18 protein-coding genes, 1 tRNA gene and 1 other RNA gene are annotated in these 18,664 nt (G+C 67.4%); 9 read left to right on the forward strand and 11 right to left on the reverse strand.

Going from position 1 to position 18,664, the window contains the following annotated elements; translation table 11 throughout:
• Positions 1 to 123 precede the first annotated feature (123 nt).
• Together xylA and xylB are read left to right on the forward strand one after the other, a co-directional pair.
• Positions 124 to 1,311 carry a xylose isomerase gene (xylA, locus tag FB478_RS03830; RefSeq protein ID WP_144599806.1) on the forward strand — a complete coding sequence of 396 codons (1,188 nt, stop codon included), beginning with the start codon at positions 124 to 126 and terminating at the stop codon, positions 1,309 to 1,311.
• A 3-nt stretch (positions 1,312 to 1,314) separates the two neighbouring features.
• On the forward strand, positions 1,315 to 2,748 hold the full coding sequence (gene xylB / locus FB478_RS03835; protein WP_144599807.1) for a xylulokinase: 1,434 nt from the start codon (positions 1,315 to 1,317) through the stop codon (positions 2,746 to 2,748).
• 126 nt (positions 2,749 to 2,874) lie between these two features.
• Here xylB and FB478_RS03840 read toward each other — a convergent pair whose 3' ends face one another.
• Genes FB478_RS03840 through FB478_RS03850 form a run of 3 tightly spaced genes read right to left on the reverse strand, consistent with a single transcriptional unit; the run spans position 2,875 to position 6,094 of the window.
• Positions 2,875 to 3,714, reverse strand: a complete 840-nt coding sequence (locus FB478_RS03840; RefSeq protein WP_056390723.1) for a sugar phosphate isomerase/epimerase — start codon at positions 3,712 to 3,714, stop codon at positions 2,875 to 2,877.
• Entirely contained in the window at positions 3,711 to 4,925 is a 1,215-nt protein-coding gene (locus FB478_RS03845; RefSeq protein WP_144599808.1) for a dihydrodipicolinate synthase family protein, read from the reverse strand. The genes FB478_RS03840 and FB478_RS03845 overlap by 4 nt, the downstream gene beginning before the upstream one ends.
• The gene (locus tag FB478_RS03850) at positions 4,925 to 6,094 is read right to left on the reverse strand and encodes a Gfo/Idh/MocA family protein (protein WP_018769497.1); all 1,170 of its coding nucleotides are present in this window, start codon (positions 6,092 to 6,094) and stop codon (positions 4,925 to 4,927) included. The genes FB478_RS03845 and FB478_RS03850 overlap by 1 nt, the downstream gene beginning before the upstream one ends.
• Before the next feature lie 168 nt (positions 6,095 to 6,262).
• Between FB478_RS03850 and FB478_RS03855 the strand changes: the two genes are divergently transcribed.
• Together FB478_RS03855 and FB478_RS03860 are read left to right on the forward strand one after the other, a co-directional pair.
• The gene (locus FB478_RS03855) at positions 6,263 to 7,351 is read left to right on the forward strand and encodes a LacI family DNA-binding transcriptional regulator (protein ID WP_134164642.1); all 1,089 of its coding nucleotides are present in this window, start codon (positions 6,263 to 6,265) and stop codon (positions 7,349 to 7,351) included.
• Positions 7,351 to 8,112: an alpha/beta hydrolase gene (locus FB478_RS03860; RefSeq protein ID WP_144599809.1), complete on the forward strand. Its 762-nt coding sequence runs from the start codon at positions 7,351 to 7,353 to the stop codon at positions 8,110 to 8,112. Before FB478_RS03855 ends, FB478_RS03860 begins: the two co-directional genes overlap by 1 nt.
• A 34-nt stretch (positions 8,113 to 8,146) precedes the next feature.
• Here FB478_RS03860 and FB478_RS03865 read toward each other — a convergent pair whose 3' ends face one another.
• A complete protein-coding gene (locus FB478_RS03865; protein ID WP_018769500.1) occupies positions 8,147 to 9,049 on the reverse strand; it encodes an aldose 1-epimerase family protein in 903 nt (300 codons plus the stop codon).
• Positions 9,050 to 9,130: 81 nt separating this feature from the next.
• Between FB478_RS03865 and FB478_RS03870 the strand changes: the two genes are divergently transcribed.
• The gene (locus FB478_RS03870) at positions 9,131 to 9,838 is read left to right on the forward strand and encodes a DNA alkylation repair protein (RefSeq protein WP_144599810.1); all 708 of its coding nucleotides are present in this window, start codon (positions 9,131 to 9,133) and stop codon (positions 9,836 to 9,838) included.
• Between the two features lie 24 nt (positions 9,839 to 9,862).
• Here the strand turns inward: FB478_RS03870 and mptB are convergent, their stop codons facing one another.
• Positions 9,863 to 11,419: a polyprenol phosphomannose-dependent alpha 1,6 mannosyltransferase MptB gene (mptB, locus tag FB478_RS03875; RefSeq protein ID WP_186447723.1), complete on the reverse strand. Its 1,557-nt coding sequence runs from the start codon at positions 11,417 to 11,419 to the stop codon at positions 9,863 to 9,865.
• Between the two features lie 154 nt (positions 11,420 to 11,573).
• On the opposite strand from mptB, the gene orn reads away from it, so the two are divergent.
• The 3 genes from orn to def all read left to right on the forward strand — a co-directional run bounded on the left by orn (position 11,574) and on the right by def (position 13,111).
• On the forward strand, positions 11,574 to 12,203 hold the full coding sequence (gene orn, locus FB478_RS03880; protein WP_144599811.1) for an oligoribonuclease: 630 nt from the start codon (positions 11,574 to 11,576) through the stop codon (positions 12,201 to 12,203).
• A 129-nt stretch (positions 12,204 to 12,332) separates the two neighbouring features.
• Positions 12,333 to 12,405 (forward strand) — tRNA-His (locus tag FB478_RS03885).
• Positions 12,406 to 12,538: 133 nt separating this feature from the next.
• Complete coding sequence (gene def / locus FB478_RS03890; protein ID WP_018769504.1) at positions 12,539 to 13,111, forward strand: peptide deformylase; 573 nt, start codon at positions 12,539 to 12,541, stop codon at positions 13,109 to 13,111.
• A gap of 37 nt (positions 13,112 to 13,148) precedes the next feature.
• Here the strand turns inward: def and FB478_RS03895 are convergent, their stop codons facing one another.
• The 5 genes from FB478_RS03895 to rnpB all read right to left on the reverse strand — a co-directional run bounded on the left by FB478_RS03895 (position 13,149) and on the right by rnpB (position 17,071).
• A complete protein-coding gene (locus tag FB478_RS03895) occupies positions 13,149 to 13,946 on the reverse strand; it encodes an HNH endonuclease family protein (protein WP_144599812.1) in 798 nt (265 codons plus the stop codon).
• Positions 13,947 to 14,073: 127 nt separating this feature from the next.
• Positions 14,074 to 14,283, reverse strand: coding sequence for a hypothetical protein (locus tag FB478_RS03900; protein WP_018769506.1), 210 nt, complete (start codon positions 14,281 to 14,283; stop codon positions 14,074 to 14,076).
• A 74-nt stretch (positions 14,284 to 14,357) separates the two neighbouring features.
• On the reverse strand, positions 14,358 to 15,836 hold the full coding sequence (locus FB478_RS03905) for a glyceraldehyde-3-phosphate dehydrogenase (RefSeq protein WP_081620199.1): 1,479 nt from the start codon (positions 15,834 to 15,836) through the stop codon (positions 14,358 to 14,360).
• A 269-nt stretch (positions 15,837 to 16,105) separates the two neighbouring features.
• Positions 16,106 to 16,639 (reverse strand): TspO/MBR family protein, encoded by a 534-nt coding sequence (locus tag FB478_RS03910; RefSeq protein ID WP_018769508.1) that lies wholly within the window; start codon positions 16,637 to 16,639, stop codon positions 16,106 to 16,108.
• A gap of 44 nt (positions 16,640 to 16,683) precedes the next feature.
• An RNA gene (rnpB, locus tag FB478_RS03915) (RNase P RNA component class A) lies at positions 16,684 to 17,071 on the reverse strand.
• Positions 17,072 to 17,127: 56 nt separating this feature from the next.
• On the opposite strand from rnpB, the gene FB478_RS03920 reads away from it, so the two are divergent.
• A complete protein-coding gene (locus FB478_RS03920; protein ID WP_144599813.1) occupies positions 17,128 to 17,892 on the forward strand; it encodes a YaaA family protein in 765 nt (254 codons plus the stop codon).
• 9 nt (positions 17,893 to 17,901) lie between these two features.
• On the opposite strand, the gene FB478_RS03925 is transcribed toward FB478_RS03920, so the two are convergent.
• Positions 17,902 to 18,639: a zinc ribbon domain-containing protein gene (locus tag FB478_RS03925; RefSeq protein ID WP_144599814.1), complete on the reverse strand. Its 738-nt coding sequence runs from the start codon at positions 18,637 to 18,639 to the stop codon at positions 17,902 to 17,904.
• Positions 18,640 to 18,664 lie beyond the last annotated feature (25 nt).

The raw sequence follows: 18,664 nt of genomic DNA on the forward strand, positions 1-18,664 counted from the left end.
TCCGACAGATTTTCCGGCTGTTTTCCAGCCGGGACTCTTGACCCAACCCTACGACGGCTCATATAGTTCAGGCAATAAACTAAAGCTTCGCACCTCCGCGGAGCCCGATCGCAAGGACGCATCATGACTCTTACGCCCACCCCCGCCGACAAATTCACTTTTGGTCTCTGGACCGTCGGCTGGACCGGCGCCGATCCGTTCGGCGTCGCCACCCGTGCCGCGCTGGACCCGGTGGAGGCCGTGCACCGCCTGGCAGAACTGGGCGCGTACGGCATCACGTTCCACGACAACGACCTTGTCCCGTTTGATGCCTCCGCCTCGGAGCGGGACCTGATCCTGAAGAACTTCCGCGCGGCCCTGTCCGAGACCGGGCTGAAAGTTCCCATGGTGACCACCAACCTGTTCAGCCACCCGGTCTTCAAGGACGGCGGCTTCACCTCCAATGACCGCTCGATCCGCCGCTTCGCCCTCTCCAAGGTCCTGCGCAACATCGACCTCGCCGCCGAACTCGGCGCCGAAACCTTTGTCATGTGGGGCGGCCGGGAAGGCAGCGAATACGACGGCTCCAAGGACCTGGCCGCCGCCCTGGACCGGATGAAGGAAGGCGTGGACACCGCCGCCGGCTACATCAAGGACAAGGGCTACAACCTGCGGATCGCGCTTGAGCCCAAGCCCAACGAACCCCGCGGCGACATCTTCTTGCCCACCGTGGGCCACGGCCTGGCCTTCATCGCCCAGCTCGAGCACGGCGACATCGTGGGCTTGAACCCCGAAACCGGCCACGAGCAAATGGCCGGGCTGAACTTCACCCACGGCATCGCCCAGGCCCTGTGGGCCGGCAAGCTCTTCCACATCGACCTCAACGGCCAGCGCGGCATCAAGTACGACCAGGACCTCGTCTTCGGACACGGGGACCTGACCAGCGCCTTCTTCACCGTGGACCTGCTCGAGAACGGCTTCCCCGGCGGCGGCCCTACCTATGACGGCCCCCGGCACTTCGACTACAAGCCCTCCCGCACCGATGGCTACGACGGCGTGTGGGAGTCGGCCAAGGCCAACATGTCCATGTACCTGCTGCTGAAGGAACGCGCCCTGGCCTTCCGCGCCGACCCGCAGGTACAGGAAGCCCTCAAGACCTCCGGCGTCTTCGAACTCGGCGAACCCACCCTCAACGCCGGCGAAACCACCGCCGACCTGCTGGCCGACGCCGCAGCATTCCAGGACTTCGACGCCGACAAGGCAGCCGAACGCTCCTTTGCCTTCGTCCGCCTCAACCAGCTCGCCATCGAACACCTCCTCGGCGCCCACTAGGCCATGGTGCTCGTCGCAGGCATCGACAGCTCCACCCAGTCCTGCAAGGTGGTGATCCGCGACGCGGATTCCGGAGCACTCGTCCGCCAGGGCCGGGCCACGCACCCTGCCGGCAGCGAGGTTCATCCGGACCATTGGTGGACTGCCCTTCAAAAGGCGGCGGCCGACGCCGGCGGGCTGGATGACGTCAGCGCCGTCTCGGTGGGCGGGCAGCAGCACGGCATGGTCTGCCTGGACAGCGACGGTGCCGTCATCCGCCCGGCGCTGCTGTGGAACGACACCCGCAGCGCCGGCGCGGCCGTGGAGCTCATCAAGGATGCCGGCGGCGGCGATCCCGCCGCCGGCGCCGAGTATTGGGCCCGCACCACCGGAACTGTCCCCGTTGCTTCCCTCACGGTGACCAAGCTGCACTGGCTGGCGGAAAACGAACCGGAGAATGCGGCAAAGGTGGCCGCTGTCTGCCTTCCGCACGACTGGCTGACGTGGCGGCTCGCCGGCTTCGGCCCGGGCAGCGGCGCCGAAGGGCTTGCCGCCTTGGCCACAGACCGCTCCGACGCATCAGGCACGGGGTACTACTCGACGGCGGAGGACAACTACCTTCCGGACGTCCTGTCCGCGGCGCTCGGCCACGTTCCTGCCGTCCCCAGGGTTCTTGGCCCGTTGGAGGCGGCCGGGCGGACTCCCGCAGGAAGCGTCCTGGCAGCGGGTGCCGGGGACAACGCGGCCGCCGCGCTTGGCGCAGGGGCGGGGTTGGGCGACGTCGTGATGTCCCTGGGCACATCCGGCACCGTTTTCGCCGTCTCGGAAACACCGGCGGCAGATCCGTCCGGACTGGTGGCGGGGTTTGCCGACGCTGCCGGGCACTACCTGCCGCTGGTCTGCACCTTGAACGCCACCCGGGTCTTTGATGCCACGGCGGCGCTGCTGGGCGTGGACCTGCCGGAGTTCAACCGGCTGGCCCTGTCTGCCGGTTCCGGCGCCGGAGGGCTCACCCTGGTGCCCTACCTTGACGGGGAACGGACACCCAACCTGCCGGACGCCACGGGTACCCTGCACGGCATCACCCGTGCCAACTACACCCCGGCCAACCTGGCGCGCGCCGCCGTCGAAGGCGTGGTCTGCTCCCTGGCCGACGGCCTGGCGGCGCTGCACGCCCAGGGCGTGTCTGCCCGCCGGATCCTCCTGGTGGGCGGGGGCGCCCAATCCACCGCCGTGCAGGAAGTCGCAGCGGCCCTGCTGGGAACACCCGTCACAGTGCCGGAGCCGGGTGAGTATGTTGCCGACGGCGCGGCACGCCAGGCAGCGGCGGCCCTCACCGGACGTTTCCCTGCATGGGCTGCTGTCGCCGTCAACCTTCCACTGGGGAAGGACGACGGCGGCGTGCTGGCCCGGTACCGGCGGTTCGCCTCGCTGTATACCCAGGGCAGCAACAGGTAACAAAGAAACAAAGGGACCCGGACCCGCGGTGGGCATCCACCGCCGGTCCGGGTCCTTTCCATGTGGGGCGCAGGCTCCTGCCAGTCATGTTGGGAACGTGGCAGGAGCCCGCGGTCTTGGGTCAGGTCAGGCGTACGGGAGGACGAGCTCCGCGTAGCGCTCCTTTACCGTGGCCAGGACGGTATTGCCGTCCGTGTCCCAGATCTCCTGATTGAAGATTTCCACTTCGATGTCGCCGGTGTACCCGGCATCCCGCACCCAGGTGCCGATGGTGGCAAAGTCCACCACGCCGTCGCCCATGTAGCCTCGGGACAGCAGCGGATCGGCCGCGATGGGCATGTTGAAGTCGCACACCTGGTAGGAGGCGATGCGGCCCTCCCGGCCGGCCCGCTCGATCTGCGCCTTCAGTTCCGGGTCCCACCAGACGTGGAAGGTATCGACGGCGACCCCCACCGTTGAGGCGTCGAAGGGCGCTGCGAGGTCCAGCGCCTGGCCCAGGGTGGAGATGAGCGCGCGGTCAGCCGCATACATCGGGTGCAGCGGTTCCAGGACCAGGCGTACGCCGTTTTCCTGCGCAAACGGAACCAGGTCGGCGAGCCGGTCGGCGACGCGCTGGCGGGCTGCCACCACGTCCTTCTCCCCCGGGGCCAGGCCGCCGACCACCAGGAAGAGCTCCCTGGTGTCCAGTGCCACGGCTTCCAGGATGGCTGCCTTGTTGTCCGCGAGCGCGGCCGCCTGGCCCTCTGGATCGGGGGCGGTGAGGAATCCGCCGCGGCACAGCGAGGAGACACGCAGCCCGGCGTCCTTGATCAGTCGGGCGGCCTTGTCCAGGCCGGCCTCCTCCACCCGGTCCCGCCACGGTCCGATGGCGGGGATCCCGGCGTTGACGCAGCCCTCGACGACCTGGGCGAGCGTCCACTTCTTGGTGGTGGCACTGTTGATGGAGAGGCGGGAGAGGTCGCTCATACTCCCACCCCGTTGATCCGGAGGTAGTCCGACATCCGGAAGGCTGCCAGCGCCGGGTCCCTGAGCAGGCCGGCCTGGTCGGCGAGTTCGAAGGTCCTGGCCAGGTGGCATACCGAGCGGCCGGAGTGCAGGCCGCCCACCATCTGGAAGCCGGGCTGCTTGCCGTTGAGCCAGGACATGAACGCGATGCCGGTCTTGTAGTAGAACGTGGGGGCGCTGAAGATGTGCTTGCCCAGTTCGCGGGTGGAGTCCAGGATCTCCCGCGCCTTCGCCGGGTTGCCGGCGTCATAGTTCTGCAGGGCCACCGAGGCGGCGGGATAGATCGCCGCGAAGATGCCCAGCAGGGCGTCCGAGTGGTGGCTGCCGTCGCCGTCGATCAGTTCGGGGTAGTTGAAGTCGTCCCCGGTGTAGAGGCGGACGCCCTCGGGCAGTGCCGCCCGCAGGGCAACTTCGTGGCCGGCATCCAGCAGCGAGACCTTGACGCCGTCCACCTTGTCCGCGTGGTCCCTGATGAGGCCCAGGAAGGTTTCGGTGGCGGTTGCGACGTCGTCCGAGCCCCAGTAGCCGGCGAGCGCGGGATCGAACATGGTGCCCAGCCAGTGCAGGATGACCGGCTGGTCCACTTCCTGCAGCAGGGTGGAGTACACCCGCAGGTAGTCCTCCGGGCCGCCGGCGACCCTGGCCAGGGCCCGGGAGGCCATCAGGATGACCTTGGGTCCGGCCTCGGCAACCATGGCAATCTGCTCGCGGTAGGCCTCGAGCACCGCCTGGATGCCTGCTTCGCCGGTGGGCAGTGCAGCGGTGTCCAGCTGGTCGGTTCCGGCGCCGCAGGAGACGAGGTCACGGACGGACTTGCCGGCGGTGGCCGGGTTGTTGGCGGAAACCACGGATGCGGCTTCCACTCCCGTGCGCTTGATGAGCTGCTGCGTCGCTGCCCAGTCCAGGCCCATGCCGCGCTGGGCTGTGTCCATGGCATCGGCGACGCCCAGCCCGTAGGACCACAGTTCGTGGCGGTACGCCATGGTGGCGTCCCAGTCCAGGCGGGCCGGGGCACCGGGCGTATTGTCCGCCAGCACCTCGGGGATGACATGGGCGGCCGCATAGACGCGCCGTGCAGTCAGGGGCGCAGTGGGCCGGGCCCAGGCGGTGCCGCCCTGAAGGCGGTACTCCCTGGTTCCGCCGTCTTCGGAGGGAAGGATGAGGGACGTCATTAGAGGGTGATCTCCGGGATATCGATGGTGCGGCGTTCGCCGCTGGACTGCAGGCCAAGTTCGGCGAGCTGGACGCCGCGGGCGGCGGACAGCAGGCCGAAGCGGTGCTCGCGGCCGGCCACGACGTCGCGGAGGAACTCTTCCCACTGCAGTTTGAAGCCGTTGTCCAGGTCGGCGTTGGCGGGAACTTCCTGCCACTGGTCCCGGAAGGATTCGGTGACGGGCAGGTCCGGGTTCCATACGGGCTTGGGGGTGTGTGCGCGCTGCTGGGCGACACACTTATTCAGGCCGGCGACGGCGGAACCGTGCGTGCCGTCCACCTGGAATTCCACCAGTTCGTCGCGGTACACGCGCACTGCCCAGGAGGAGTTGATCTGGCCGATGACTTCGTCTCCGGCCGGAGTCTCGAGTTCGAAGATGCCGTAGGAGGCGTCGTCGGCGGTGGCCTTGTATTCCTTGCCGGCCTCGTCCCAGCGGGTGGGGATGTGGGTGGCCGTCTTGGCGTTGACGCTCTTGACCTTGCCGATGATGCCCTCGAGGACGTAGTTCCAGTGGCAGAACATGTCCGTGGTCATGCCACCGCCGTCCTCCTTGCGGTAGTTCCAGGACGGACGCTGGGCTGACTGGATGTCGCCTTCGAAGACCCAGTAACCGAATTCGCCGCGGATGGAAAGGATGCGGCCGAAGAAGCCTTCATCCACCAGGCGGCGGAGCTTGACCAGGCCGGGCAGGTACAGCTTGTCGTGGACAACACCGGCAGTGACGCCGGCTTCCTTGCCGACGCGCGCCAGTTCAATGGCCTCCTCCAGCGTTTCCGCCGTGGGCTTCTCCGTGAAGATGTGCTTGCCGGCCAGCATGGCCTTCTTCAGGGTGGCGGCGCGGAGGCTGGTCATCGAGGCGTCGAACACGACGTCGACAGTGGGGTCGCTGATCACGGCGTCCAGGTCGGTGGACCATTCGGAGACCTTGTGCTTTTCCGCCAGCTCGCGGATCTTGGCCTCGTTGCGGCCCACCAGGATGGGTTCAACCTGGACCCTGGTTCCGTCCTCGAGGGTGAAGCCGCCGGCATCGCGGATGGGCAGGATGGAGCGCAGCAGGTGCTGGCGGTAGCCCATCCGGCCGGTAATGCCGTTCATGGCGATGCGGATCGTTTTGGTTTCGTAGCCCATGTGTCCTCCACGGTGAGTGAGCAATGTACTGAAGGTGTCTGGGAAAGCGCGTTCCCGCTGCTTCAATAATGCACGGCGCGCTTTCCGTTGGCAAGCGCTTTCCGGAAGTAGTTTGAACTGTCATAATGTGCTTAGCCTTTGAGCCCGTACCGACCACCAGGAGATGCAGTGGCTGCAAGTACCCTTACCGAGGTGGCCCGCCTGGCCGGCGTCTCGCCCGCCACCGCTTCCCGCGTGCTGAATGGCTCGGCCCGTAAACCGGGCAAGGACATTGCCGACCGCGTCCGGCAGGCAGCTGAATCGCTGGGCTATATCCCCAACGCCCAGGCGCAGGGCCTGGCGAAATCCAGCTCCGGCCTGATCGGCCTGATTGTGCATGACATTGCCGACCCCTATTTCGCGGCCATCGCCAGGGGCGTGCAGGAAGCCGCCCGGGAACAACGCAAAATGGTGCTGCTCGCCACCACCGGAGGCGGCCCGGCCGAAGAGAAGGAAGCAGTGGCCGCCTTCGCGGCGCGGCGCGCGGACTCCATTGTGATCGCCGGTTCCCGTTCCTGCCGGGAAGAGGACCGGGAGGGCAACGCCGAACTGGCTGCCGAACTTGACCGCTACTGCCGCAACGGCGGCCGGGTTGCCGTGGTGGGACATCCCGTCGTGGGTGCAACCGCTCCGGAGGGGTACCACGTGGTGAAAGTCCCCAACCAGGAGCTGGCCGGGCAGCTCGCCGCCGGGCTTGCGGAAGGCTGGGACGGCGACTTCGTGATCATCGGCGGCCCTGAGGGCCTCCTGACGTCCGATGACCGTGTCCGCGGCTTCCAGGAAGGGTTGGAGCGCGCCGGGCGGCGGCCGGCAGAGGTGCTCCGCACGGCCTTCAACCGGTCCGGTGGATATGAGGCAGGACTTCAACTGGCCGCCAGGATCAAAGCAGCCCAGTCCGGGGACGGGGCCGCACCCAGGCTGTGTATTTTTGCGGTCAATGACGTCATGGCCATCGGCGCCGCAGCAGCCCTGCGGTCCGAGGGGCTGCGGATCCCCCGCGACGCAGCCATCGCCGGCTTTGACGACATTGAAACCCTCCGCGACTTCCGCCCCGCCCTGTCCACTGTCCGGCTGCCCCTGGAAGACATCGGGCGCCTTGCCACCAGGGCCACTGGCCGGAATCCGGCCGACGGCGACGGCGGCGAGGTGGAGGCCGCCGCTCCCGGCGGCATCACCGGAGAGGTAACCCTGCGGCGCAGCACGGAAGCGGCAGCCTGATGGCACCGCGGGGACTTACCGCGGTGGCCGCCCGTTCCGGCGCCGCGGGCCCGCGTCCTGCCATCCTGGTCCTGCCGGGCGGGGGCTATGCCCGCCAGGCAGACCACGAAGCCGAGCCGGTGGCAGAATGGCTTGCCGCACTGGGGATCCACGCCTTCGTCCTCCGCTACCGGGTGGCCCCGGAGCGGCACCCGGCCCCGCTGGAAGACGCCAAGGAAGCCATGCTCCACATCCGGAACGGGGAGCACGGGCTCCCCGTGGACGCGGAGCGCGTCGGCGTCCTGGGATTCTCCGCGGGCGGGCACCTGGCCGCCACCTTGTGCACGGCGGCTGCCACGGGGAAGCCGGACCTCGACAATCCCGCGGCGGTGCCGGATCTTTCGGTGCTGTGCTACCCCGTGGCGTCCCTGACCCACGAAGCCCACCAGGGCTCGGTGGCCAACCTCCTTGGCGACGCACCGCCGTCGGCCCTCCTCACGGCACTCTCGGCGGAGCTGAACGTCACGCCCCGCACACCGCCGGCATTCATTTGGCACACCGCCGACGACGAGGCCGTCCCGGTCAGCAACAGCCTGAACTATGCCAGGGCACTGATTGCTGCCGGCGTTCCGGCGGAACTGCATGTTTTCCCGGAAGGACGGCACGGGCTGGGACTCGCGGCCGGCGAACCAGGGCCCGGGCAATGGACGTCCCTGTGCGCGGCGTGGCTGCAGCGCGCCGGATGGGCCGGCTCCCCGGCCGGCACGGCAGCAGGAAACTGAGACCGGCCCTGCCGGTGGCCGGAAGGGCGGCCTGCTAGGGCAGCGCCCGGATGGTCCAGTCCGCGGAATGTGATGCGCCGGGCTGCAGGTGCACCAGGTCCATGCCGGAATGCAGTGCATCCGGAGGGCACGTCATGGGCTCAACGGCCAGGCCGAGCCGGTCCGGGCCGGCAGGCTTGTCCCCCGTATGCACCTGGACCCAGGGCCACTCCGCCCCCCATTCCAGTTCCACGCCGGTCCCCGACGGATCCAGCACCCGGACGCGTGCCAGGCCGGCGGCGTCCCGGGAGATGTCCGTGAAGGCGTGGTCGATCTTCACCTCTCCCAGCCGGCGGGGCGAGCGGAAGTCAAAGGCACCTGCGCCCACCTCCCGCATCCCCACGGGAAGCAGCCGGTCCGGCGTGACCTCCAGGTAGGCAGCGGCCGGAAGTTCCAGCGACCAGTCATCCAGCGGGGACGGCCCGGCCACCAGGTAGGGATGCGGGCACACCCCGTAGGGCGCGGCAACGGGGCCGGCATTGACGGCCAGGACGGTGCTGTGGAGCCCGTCAGCGGAAAGCGAGTAGGTGACGCTGAGGTCCAGGTCGGCCGGGTACTCCGGGCCTGACGGGATGCGGCAGCCCAGGACCGCCCGGTCCGCGGCCGCCTCCAGCACCTTCCACGCCTGATGGATGGCCAGGCCGTGCAGCGCGGCGCCGCGTTCGGGTTCGTTGACGGCGGCCGTGTACGGTTTCCCGGCATAGGTGTAGGTGCCGTCGGCCAGCCGGTTGGGCCAGGGCGCGCAGATGACGCCGCGGTAATCAGGCACGGGGCCTTCGGGCCCGAAGCCCACCACCAGGTCCCGGTTCCCGTGGCGCAGTTCGCGGAGCGCCCCGCCGCGCCGGGTGACGACGGCGGAGTAGGGTCCGTGGGCGAGGTGGATCTCGGTGCCGGGCATGGATTCCCCCAGGTTCTGATTGTGTTAGCGCTCACCAGCGTACCCCACCCCGGCCCTTGGCGGGTGGCTAAAGTTGGCCCCATGGACACCGCCGCCGACCAGGAGCTCATCGCCGCCGTCGAAGGCGCGCTCCGGGAACTCGCCAACCCGGAGCGTGCCACCGGCGCCCAGGCCTACATGAGGTCAGCGATTCCCTCGCTGGGCGTCCGGGTTCCGGACGTGCGGCGGATCGCGGCCCGGGCTGCGGCTGACTTTCCGCCCGCCTCTGCCGGGCAACTGCGCGCCACCGTACTGGAGCTCTGGCGCACCTCCACCTTCCGGGAGGAACGGTATGCGGCCATAGACCTGACCGGGCACCGGCTGGTGGCCCGGGACCTGGACATGCTGCCCGTCTACGAGGAGATCATCCGCACCGGCGCCTGGTGGGATTTCGCGGATGGCGTGTCCGGCCGGATCTGCGGGCTGCTGCAGGCGCACCGGGCCCCGGTGTCGGCAACCCTGAGGCTGTGGAGCCACGACCCCGACCGTTGGATCCGCAGGGCCTCCATCACGTCGCAACTGCGTGCGAAGAAGGACACTGACACCGCGTTGCTGGCGGCCGTCATTGAGTCGAACCTGGCGGACCGGGAGTTCTTCATCCGGAAGGCGATCGGCTGGGCCCTGCGCGAATATGGCAAGACGGCGCCAGAGTGGGTGGAAGCCTTCGTCGCCCGGCAGGGACCCGCCATGAGCGCGTTGTCACGCAGGGAGGCCCTGCGCGGGATCGCCGCCGTACCGGCGCCGCAGTAGTGCGCCTGGCAGATGGGCGTACGGCTAGATCACGGGACGTTCGACGACGGGCTCGTGCGTTTTGCGGAACAGCCTGCGGGTGCCGGGGTCCCAGAAGATCAGGTACAGGGCGAACAGGAGAGCCGTCAGCGCCGCGGCGATCCGTGCCAGGGCAAGGGCGAAGCCCAGATCCTGGGTCTGCAGGTAGGGGAAGACGTCCAGCTGGTCCGAAATGGCGTAGATCATGAAGAACGACACCACGAAGTACAGGGCCTTGACCTGCCAGTCATTGCGGATCCCGGTCACGGCGAAGAGCGGGATCAGCCAGACGACATACCAGGACTGGATGATGGGGGCCAGCAGCACCACGGCGGCGAAACCGAGGGCCAGCCGGCGCATCAGCCGGTCGTAGTCCCCCTTGAGGATCTGCCAGGCGACGATGCCCACGGCAAGCAGCTTCCCGGCGTCGAACACCCAGCCCGCCGGCACCGACCCGTCCAGGCCGAACGCGTTGGCCAGCGATCCCACCACCATGCCGATCAGCCCCACCGGGGCATACCAGATGGAGATGCTGCCGGGAGCGGACAGCCCGTTGATCCAGCCGAAGCCGAATCCGTTGACCAGGCTCATCGCGGCCAGGAGCGCGAGGCTGATGCCGGCCGTCAACGCCCAGAAGGCAGCCTTCCGCAGCCAGCCAGCATTCTTCCCTGCCCAGAGGAGGCCGATGAACGGCAGGAAGACGATGGTGATGGGCTTGACGGCGATGGACAGGGTCACGATCACAATGCCGAGGATTTCCCGGCGGGTGGCGGAGTAGTACAGCCCCGCCAGGGCCAGCCCGATCATCAGGGAGTCGTTGTGCACGCTGGCGATGAAGTTGGTCAGGAAAAGCGGGTTCGCCACGGTCAGCCAGAGGGCACGGTGCGGGTTGACGCCGTGAAGTTCCGCGAGCCGGGGCACGTAGATGACGCACAGGACCACGCCGGCCACCGCCACCAGCCGGAACAGCATGACGCAGGCCTCCGGCTGGACGTTGGTGGCCCAGACGACGAATTGTTCAATCCACAGGAACAGCTGGCCGTAGGGAACCGGGGCTTCGGTCCACATCTTGTCCGCGCCGAGCTGGAAGTAGTTGGACAGGGCGGAGATGCCGTTTTCGTAGGGGTTGAAGCCCTCCACCATCAGCCGCCCCTGCCCGATATAGGCATAGACGTCACGGCTGAAGAGCGGCACGCTGAACATCATGGGAAGCCCCCACGCCGCAAGCGCGGCCAGGGTGGCCCGCCGCGCGTGAGGTCCCCACACCCGGACCTTCTGGCCAAGGCGCAGCCAGGCGCGCACCAGCAGCATGCCCCCCACCGCCACCAGGACGATGGACAGGGCCACGCCGGGGGCTTCAGTGCGCATCCAGATAAACAGGGGCATGCGGCGCAGTTCCGATACCGGGGCCAGCCAGCCCACGCCGAAGGATCCGAACAGCATGAACACGGACCCCAGGAAACCGACAAGCAGTGGCGAGCGCGGATTGTCCACCTCGGCACTGCCCGTTCCAGCACTGCCGGCCGCCGCCATCTCCCCCGTTGCGGGCACAGGCGCCGTCATCTCAGGATTGTCCAATCTTCTTGCGTTTCCGCGGTTTGCCCGGCGCGCCGCACGGGCCGGCCAGGACATGGTTCAGGGCGGAAGGGCGACCCGCCGCGTACCCGAAATCCTAGCATCGGCAGGGGGTCCGGGAGTGTAACGGTAGGCTGGTCCGGTGCCTATATCTAACGAACGAATCGTCTGGATCGACTGCGAAATGACCGGTCTGGACATCAAGAACGACGCCCTCATCGAGGTGGCAGCCCTGGTCACCGATTCGGAACTGAACATCCTGGGTGACGGCGTTGACGTGGTCATCAAACCCGACGACGCCGCGGTTGCACAGATGTCCGACTTCGTCCGGGACATGCACACCAAGTCGGGGCTGCTGGCGGAACTTCCGCACGGCAAGCCGATGGCAGAAGCCGAGGCCGCGGTAATGGAGTACATCTCCGCCTGGGTTCCGGATCCACGCAAGGCGCCGCTGGGCGGCAACTCGGTGGGCACGGACCGCGTGTTCCTGTCGCGGGACATGCCCGCCGTGGTGGAACATCTCCACTACCGGGTCATCGACGTCAGCACCATCAAGGAGTTGTCGCGCCGCTGGTACGCGCGTGCCTACTTCCAGTCACCGGCCAAAAAGGGTGGACACCGCGCACTCGGGGACATCAAGGATTCGATCGATGAACTGCGGTACTACCGCGAAGCCGTCTTCGTCCCCGCGCCCGGACCTGACAGCGCCACCGCCCAGAAGATCGCCCAGGGGATCACCACCGGCGGGTCCGCCGGGCAGTCCGGGGAGTAATCTGCGCCACGTTTCGGTGAAATTTGGCGAAAATCGCTAAAAGTGGACAAAGCACCCCTTCCGAACAGGTAAGCTATTTGAGTTGCGTTTCCAGGGAGCCGCTAAGGCGGATTTCACTTGAAGCACATGGTGGGCGTAGCTCAGTTGGCAGAGCGCCTGGTTGTGGTCCAGGAGGTCGCGGGTTCAACCCCCGTCGCTCACCCTCACGGGGCGGCACATGCAGCCGTCAACATGGGAGGCCGCACCGGATATCCGGTGCGGCCTCCTTTGTTGTGCCCCACCGGGGGTACGCGCAGGAAAACCGGGGACACCGCGAAAGCCGAGGGACAACTGATATGACCGTTCTGCCAATCACCATCTGGGGCGAGCCTGTCCTGCACCGGCGCGCGGCCGAGGTGGAGGTTTTCGACGACGAACTGCGCACCCTCATTGCCGACATGTTCGAAACCAACGAAGCCGCGCATGGCGTGGGCCTCGCCGCCCCGCAGATCGGCGTGGGCAAGAGAATCTTCGTTTACAAGTACGCCAACGACGATGGCGCTCCCCCAAGCGGTGTGCTGGTGAATCCCGTGCTGACACTGTCCAAGGTCTCCGGCGCGGCGCCCGACCCCGACGAGGAGGAGGAGGGCTGCCTTTCCTTCCCCGGTGAGCAGTATCCGCTCAAGCGGGCCGAATGGGCGCGGGTGGAGGGGTTCGACGGCTTTGGAAACCCGGTGAAGTTTGAGGCAACGGGCTGGTTCGCCCGGGTAATCCAGCACGAATACGACCACCTGGACGGAAAGCTGTATGTCAACCGGCTGATTGACCGCTATTCCCGCAAAGCCAGGAAGCAGGCGAAGAAAAACGGGTGGGGCGTGCCGGGGTTGACGTGGATGCCCGGCGTGGACCCGGATCCGTTCGGCCACTGACAAGTTCGGCCACTCATCCCTTCCGGGCAGGTCCCCGTCAGCGGGCAGTGATGGTTTCCTGCCGGGGGCAGGAGCCGAGGACACGCTTCATGGCGTCCTTCTCGGCAGCCGTCACCCACAGGCCGTAGGCGGCCTTCACAGAGATCTGGCGGGCCACGTAATGGCAGCGCAGCGCGGTGTTCTTCGGCAGCCACGTGGCGGCGTCCGCTGCGCTCTTCTGCTGGTTGGCAGCGCCGTCCGCGGCAATCAGGTTCAGGGGGTCGTTGGCCAGGCTCTGGCGTTCCTTGGGCGCCAGGCCCTGGGCCCCCTTCTGCCAGGCATCCCCGAGCGCCACCACATGGTCGATCTGGACAGCCCGGCTGCTGTCTGAACCGCGCTGGAAGTCCACGTCCTGGCCTGTATAGGGTTCCCGGAAGTGACCGGCCGTTACCTTGCAGGTGGAGCCTTCGGCGAACACCACGCCGGCAAGGTCCCGTCGCAGGATGTCATTGCGGGTATCGCAGCCGTTCCTGTCGACATCCAGCCACGCCGGGCCGAAGGCCTCGCGGCTGTAGCCGGTTTTCGGTGCCCGGCCCTTCACGGCGAGGCCGTCGAGTGCAGAGAGGGCACTGCCCGCCGGTACGGGGTTTGGTTCCTGCACCGCTTTCATCCACTGGGCATCGAAGACCGGCGCCTCGGTCGGGCCCTCCGGCGCCGGCCCTGCGGCTGCAAACTGTCCTGCGGTGAAGAACCACGACAGGGCAGCGACGATGCATACTGCGGCCGTTGCCAGCAGCGCCCAGGCCTGCCGGGAACGGCGGCGTGCGCGGCGGTAGGCAGCCCAGTGGACGGTCAAGGCGTCGACGCCGGAAGGGGAAAGTCAGGCACCCCAAGAGCCTAGGACAAAGGGCACCCCAAGCCGGTGATATCCACACTGTTGAGGACGAGTGATGGCTCACACGGCCGGCGCGGCCGCCTTTGGGCTACTGCTCCCTGGTGACCCTTCGAAGGTCTTCCTCGGCAATGGCCAGCAGTCCCTCGAGCTGGCGCACGCGGTCCTGGCTGACATCCCCGGCCGCGTGTGCGGCGCGGGCGCGTTCAAGCAGCCGTACTGCTTCCTTGTGGTTCGCCTTGGCCACGTCCAGGGCGTGTTCGAGGGTGGTGTCGTGCTGAAGAGTCGATTCGTTGTCCATGCCACCAGTGTGGTCCCCTTTCCCGGCTGATTCCAGAGAACCAGCCGGGAATTCGCAGGACGTGGCGGACAGGGTCAGACCGCGATGGCGGCCAGGGCGGCGGCGCTTTCCTTGGCGGGGAACGACGGCGGGTTCACGCCGGCCATTTCCTCCATAACGCGCACCACCTGGCAGCTGTAGCCAAATTCGTTGTCGTACCAGACGTAGAGGACCAGGTTCTTGTCCGTGGAGACCGTAGCGAGTCCATCAACAATGCCGGCGCGACGGGAGCCGACAAAGTCGGTGGAGACAACCTCGGGTGAGTCGATGTAGTCGATCTGCTTGCGGAGGTCCGAGTGCAGCGACATTTCACGGAGGTAGTTGTTGACCTCGTCCTTGGTGGTGCCGTTTTCCAGGCTGAGGTTCAGGATGGCCAGCGATACGTCCGGGGTGGGGACGCGGATGGAGCTGCCGGTCAGCTTTCCGAGCAGTTCGGGCAGGGCTTTGGCCACTGCCTTGGCGGCGCCGGTTTCGGTGATGACCATGTTCAGGGCTGCAGAGCGGCCGCGGCGGTCGCCCTTGTGGAAGTTGTCGATCAGGTTCTGGTCGTTGGTGAAGGAGTGGACGGTTTCCACGTGCCCGTGCACCACGCCGAACTTGTCGTTGATGGCCTTCAGCACGGGGGTGATGGCGTTGGTGGTGCAGGACGCCGCGGAGACGATCCGGTCCGAGTCGGTGATGTCCCGGTGGTTGATGCCGTGGACGATGTTCTTCAGCTCGCCCTTGCCCGGTGCGGTCAGGAGGACCCGCGCCACGCCCTTGCTCTGCAGGTGCTGGGAAAGTCCCTCGGCGTCGCGCCAGCGGCCGGTGTTATCCACCACCAGGGCATCCTTGATGCCGTAGGCGGTGTAATCGATGGTGGCGGGGTCGTTGGAGTAGATGACCTGGATCTGCACGCCGTTGGCGGTGATGGTGTTGGCGTCCTCGTCGATCCGGATGGTGCCCTCGAAGGACCCGTGGACGGAGTCGCGGCGCAGCAGGCTGGCGCGCTTGGAGAGGTCGTTGTCGGAGCCGCGGCGCACCACAATGGCGCGCAGGCGCAGTCCGTGGCCGCCACCGGCCTTTTCGATGAGGAGGCGGGCCAGGAGCCGGCCGATGCGGCCAAAGCCGTAGAGCACGACGTCGGTGCTGGTGCGGTCATCGCCGCCCCGCTTGCCAACGATTTCGGCGAGCTCAGCGCGGAGGAACTCCTCCAGGGTGGCGCCGTTGCCTTCTTCCTTGAACTTCTGGTTCAGGCGGGCGATGTCGATCGCGGCAGCGCCCAGCTCCAGTCCGGCCAGCGTGTTCAGCAGGGGCGCGGTGTCCTCGAGGAGCAGTTCGTCCTTGCTCATCCGGCGTGCAAAGCGGTGCGCCTTGAGGATGTTCATGGTGGACTTGTTGATCAGGCTCCGGCCGTGGATGCTGGTGACCACGTTGTTTTCGCGGTACAGCCTGCCGATCACCGGGATCATGGCCTCGGCGAGGGCCTCCCGGCCCATCCACGTATCAAGACAAGAATCAGACGTCTGGCTCACAGAAATACCTTCCTCGGTTCAGCCGTGTACGTCCTCGTACACAGATGTAGGCCACCTGATGATGTCCAGGGGCACCCGCGCCTGCAGGGATGGCCCCCAGGCGCCTGGATCGCGTGCAAAGAAAAACCGCCGGTTGCGAACGCAACTTTCGGCGGTAGAACTCCTGCGTCCGGGATCCATTCTAATTTGGCCCGCCGCCGGGAACACGCTTGCGCTGCGTGAAATCACTCACATGGCCGGGATGCCCCGCAGCCGTGGTGTTGCCGGACTCAGTTGTGGACGGCTGAGTAGAGGTTCAGGCTGGCGGAAAAGACAAGCCAGGAAAAGTACGGCAGCACCAGGAGGCCGGCGGCGGCGTCCACCGGCCCGAAGCGCAGGATCAGGAATACCAAGGTTCCGGCGAGTGCGCAGATAACCCCGAACGCAGCCCAGAGGGCGGCAGCTCCGAGCATTGGGTACAGGGCGAAAAAGGCCGCCGGCCACGCCGCGTTGAGCAGCAGCTGGACAATGTAGCCTGCACGGGTGCTCCCGGTCAGGCCGCCCTTGCGCCAGACCAGCCACGCGGCTGCCGCCACGCCGGTGTACAGCGCCATCCAGGTGCTCCGGAACATCCACGGCGGCGGCATCCACGGCGCCTTCACCGAACCGGCGTACCACCCGTTGGAATTCAGGATGATGGGAACCGAAGCGATGACCCACGCCGCGGCGGACAGCGCCAGGAACCCGCCAAGCGCAATGACCTGGGAACGGATGCCGGGGACGCCGGCCCGGGCGGCGGGACGGGGATCAGGAATAACGGGCACGGTCCAGCATCCCCAACGCATCGCCCTAGGTCAAACGCGGAATGTGGATGGGACAGCCGGTACGCCGGGTTCTGTTCTCCCCTGCCGTTACCGGAAAGGGAGCGACGGCCATCCATCTACGAGTACCGTTGCCGGCACCCTCCAGCGGCCTACCCGGACACTCGGGCGGGCAGCCCTCGAACGTGTCCTGTCTGGCCTTGCTCCGGGTGGGGTTTACCTAGCCTTCCCGGTCACCCGGGAAGCTGGTGGTCTCTTACACCACCGTTTCACCCTTACCTGCCCTTCCCGGCCAAAGCCGGCAATGCAGGCGGTCTGTTTTCTGTGGCACTGGCCTGCGGGTTACCCCGAGTGGGCGTTACCCACCACCCTGCCCTGCGGAGCCCGGACGTTCCTCGAGCCACTTGCGTGACGCGCGGCCGCCTGGCTGTCCCATCCGCCGTCCAGTCTACCGGCGCCGCCACCCGCTTTTGCGCCGGTAGGATCGGACGGTGCTGATTCTGCTTCCCCCTTCCGAAGGCAAGACACCCGCGCTCCGGGGACCCGCCGTCGACTGGTCCACGCTCGGCTTTCCGGAATTGAACCCCTACCGCGCCAAGGTCCTCGAAGCGCTGGGAACCGTCAGTGCCCACCAGGACGCCCTCGCCCTGCTGGGCGTGGGCGCATCACTGCGTGAGGACGTGGAACGCAATACGCGCCTGGGCGCCGAGCCGGCAGCGCCCGCACACAGCATCTATTCCGGCGTCCTGTACGACGCCCTTGGCTATCGGAGCCTGACACCGGCCCAGCGGCGCAAGGCGGACGCGTCCGTCCTGGTGGTCTCGGCCCTGTGGGGTGCCCTTCGCTTCGGCGACAGCGTCCCCGCCTACCGGCTCTCCATGGGCACGGCACTGCCCGACGTCGGCAGGCTGGCCCCGTTCTGGAAGACGCAGCTTGGCGAAACCCTGGGCAGCGCCGCCCGGGGGCACCTGGTGGTGGACTGCCGGTCCAGCACCTATGCAGCCGCCTGGGCACCGCCGCCGGAACAGACCGTGGCGGTCAACGTCTTCACCGAAACAGGTGGAGTCCGCAAAGTGGTGAGCCACTTCGCCAAGCACACCCGGGGGGAACTGGCGCGGCACCTCCTGGTACGGCGCGGTAAAGCCCCGGCGGCGCCGTCGGACCTTTTGAAGGCTGCCCGCGAGAAGTGGGACGCAGAACTGGTGCCGGGCACGGCCCGCAGGCCGCACGCCCTGAACATCATCCTGCCGGGCTGATCCGGCCGGTCAGGACCACTCGTCCGAGCGGACCAGGATGGCGCCGGAGTCCGGGCAGAACACGATGTCGTCCGCGGCCGAAGCCTTGATCTCCGCGAGGTCGCCGGGGCTGAGCTTCATGCCGGAGGCTTCGGAGGTGCCGTGGAACAGCCGGGCCGCCCCCACTCCGCGCTTGGCAAGCGTCTTTTCATAAACCGCCAGCATGCCCGCCTCCAGGCCTGCAGCGAATGCGGCGCGCTGGGCGCGAAGCCCTGCCGCTTCCGTTTCCACCTCGGCGAGGGCCGCGTCAAGCTCGGCCCGGATGGTGGCAAAGGAGCCCTGGATGTCGTCGACAATCTGCTGCTGCGCCGCCTGCCGTCCCCGCAGGCTGTCCAGCCGCTCCATGACCTCCAGCTCCACGTCCTCAAGGTCGGAGCGCCGCTTGTTGAGCGAGGCGATGTCCTTTTGCAGTGCAACCAGGTCCTTGGAAAGGCCGGTGCCGCTGTTGAGCCTGGCCTCGTCGCGTTCGATCCGTGAAGCAACTTGTTCGACGTCGGCTTCCGCCCGCTTAAGCGCGGCCTCGGCATCGTGCACGGCCACCTTGGCTGCTCCCAGTTCACCGTTGGCGACAGAGAGCGCGGCTTCGAGGTCCTTGATGCGGGGATCGTTTTCCAGCGTGCGGCGGCGGTTGGTGAGGCCCTTCAGCCGGGCGTCCAGCCCCTGCAGTTCAAGCAACTTCAACTGTTCCGCCGGTGCTGCCTTGGCCACTGTTACCTCCGATAAATCCCTTCCG

The organism is Arthrobacter sp. AG367 (assembly GCF_007828995.1).
Lineage (GTDB): Bacteria > Actinomycetota > Actinomycetes > Actinomycetales > Micrococcaceae > Arthrobacter.

Bases quoted from the DNA above. Each gene is read 5' to 3' on its own strand.
- xylA (WP_144599806.1), top strand. From the start codon at position 124: ATGACTCTTACGCCCACCCCCGCCGACAAATTCACTTTTGGTCTCTGG.
- xylB (WP_144599807.1), top strand. From the start codon at position 1,315: ATGGTGCTCGTCGCAGGCATCGACAGCTCCACCCAGTCCTGCAAGGTG.
- FB478_RS03840 (WP_056390723.1), bottom strand. From the start codon at position 3,714: ATGAGCGACCTCTCCCGCCTCTCCATCAACAGTGCCACCACCAAGAAG.
- FB478_RS03845 (WP_144599808.1), bottom strand. From the start codon at position 4,925: ATGACGTCCCTCATCCTTCCCTCCGAAGACGGCGGAACCAGGGAGTAC.
- FB478_RS03850 (WP_018769497.1), bottom strand. From the start codon at position 6,094: ATGGGCTACGAAACCAAAACGATCCGCATCGCCATGAACGGCATTACC.
- FB478_RS03860 (WP_144599809.1), top strand. From the start codon at position 7,351: ATGGCACCGCGGGGACTTACCGCGGTGGCCGCCCGTTCCGGCGCCGCG.
- FB478_RS03865 (WP_018769500.1), bottom strand. From the start codon at position 9,049: ATGCCCGGCACCGAGATCCACCTCGCCCACGGACCCTACTCCGCCGTC.
- FB478_RS03870 (WP_144599810.1), top strand. From the start codon at position 9,131: ATGGACACCGCCGCCGACCAGGAGCTCATCGCCGCCGTCGAAGGCGCG.
- mptB (WP_186447723.1), bottom strand. From the start codon at position 11,419: ATGACGGCGCCTGTGCCCGCAACGGGGGAGATGGCGGCGGCCGGCAGT.
- def (WP_018769504.1), top strand. From the start codon at position 12,539: ATGACCGTTCTGCCAATCACCATCTGGGGCGAGCCTGTCCTGCACCGG.
- FB478_RS03900 (WP_018769506.1), bottom strand. From the start codon at position 14,283: ATGGACAACGAATCGACTCTTCAGCACGACACCACCCTCGAACACGCC.